At 65.2% G+C, this 1,371-nt stretch carries 1 protein-coding gene; it reads right to left on the bottom strand.

The genetic code is table 11. The features are described 5' to 3' along the window. Window positions 1-39: 39 nt before the first annotated feature. Window positions 40-1,245 (bottom strand): IS256 family transposase, encoded by a 1,206-nt coding sequence (locus ACFYQA_RS39520; protein WP_388928686.1) that lies wholly within the window; start codon window positions 1,243-1,245, stop codon window positions 40-42. Window positions 1,246-1,371 lie beyond the last annotated feature (126 nt).

Raw genomic sequence — 1,371 nt, 5'->3', positions numbered from 1 at the left:
GGGTGTGTCAAGTTAACGGCTGATCTTGGTTGTTGAGGTTCAGTTGCTGGCCGGGGTGAGCCGGCCCTCGAAGGTGATCTGGAATGCGTTGAGGGGTGCCTTCCAGCGCATGGTCCACCGCTTGCGGCCCTTGCCGGTCGGGTCGAGGCTCATCAGCGCCATGTAGATGCACTTCATGGCCGCGGCCTCGTTGGGGAAGTGCCCGCGGGCCCGCACGGCCTTGCGGATCCGCGCGTTCACGGACTCGATCGCGTTGGTCGAGCAGATGACCTTGCGGATCTCGACGTCGAAGGAGAGGAAGGGCACGAACTCGGCCCAGGCGTTCTCCCACAGCTTGATGATCGCTGGATACTTCCTGCCCCACGCTTCCTGGAACTCCCCGAACCGCTCCGTCGCCGCGTCCTCGTTCGGCGCGGTGTAGACCGGCTTCAGCGCCTTGGCGACCTTGTCCCAGTCCTGACGGGCCGCGTAACGGAACGAGTTCCGCAGCAGGTGAACCACACACGTCTGGACAATCGTTCGAGGCCAGACGGCCTCCACCGCCTCGGGAAGACCCTTGAGACCATCACAGACCAGCATCAGCACATCGTCCAGGCCGCGGTTTTTCAGCTCGGTGAACACATGCAGCCAGTACTTCGCGCCCTCGCCGCCGTCGCCGGCCCAGATCCCCAGGATGTCCCGGGTGCCTTCGGTGGTCACGGCCATGACGACGTAGATGGGGCGGTTCGCGACCTGGCCGTCGCGGATCTTGACGTTGATGGCGTCCACGAACAGGACCGGATAGACGCGGTCCAGCGGGCGGTTGGCCCATTCCGCCATGCCGTCCATCACCTTGTCGGTGATCGTCGAGATGGTCTGCTTGGAGATCTCCGCGCCGTAGACCTCGGCCAGGTGCGCGGAGATCTCCCCGTGCGTGAGCCCCTTCGCGGACAGTGACAGCACCATCTCGTCCACTCCGGTCAGGCGCCGCTGCCGCTTCTTGACGATCTGCGGCTCGAACGTGCCGGCCACGTCCCGGGGGACCTTCACCTCGACCGGGCCGACGTCGGTCAACACGGTCTTCGCCCGGGTTCCGTTCCTGCTGTTGCCGCTGTTACGGCCCTCGGCGTCGTGCTTCCCGTATCCGAGGTGATCGGTGATCTCGCCCTCCAGGGCGGACTCCAGCACCCGCTTGGTCAGCATCTGCAACAGGCCGCCCTCACCGGTCAGCTGCAGCCCCTCGGATCGTGCCCGGTCCACGAGCATCGCAACCAACTGCTCATCCGACGCGGCCGGCACCGGCGTGACCGCCGGCTTCTCCACGGACTCCTGCTCGACAACGGTCTCGGTCATCTCTGGCGTCTCCTTGATCATCAGATCCGCCGTTGATTA

The organism is Streptomyces sp. NPDC005774 (assembly GCF_042871645.1).
GTDB lineage: Bacteria > Actinomycetota > Actinomycetes > Streptomycetales > Streptomycetaceae > Streptomyces > Streptomyces pratens.
The sequence above is the reverse complement of the archived record's forward strand: the minus strand, read 5'-3'. Positions and strand labels throughout refer to the sequence as shown.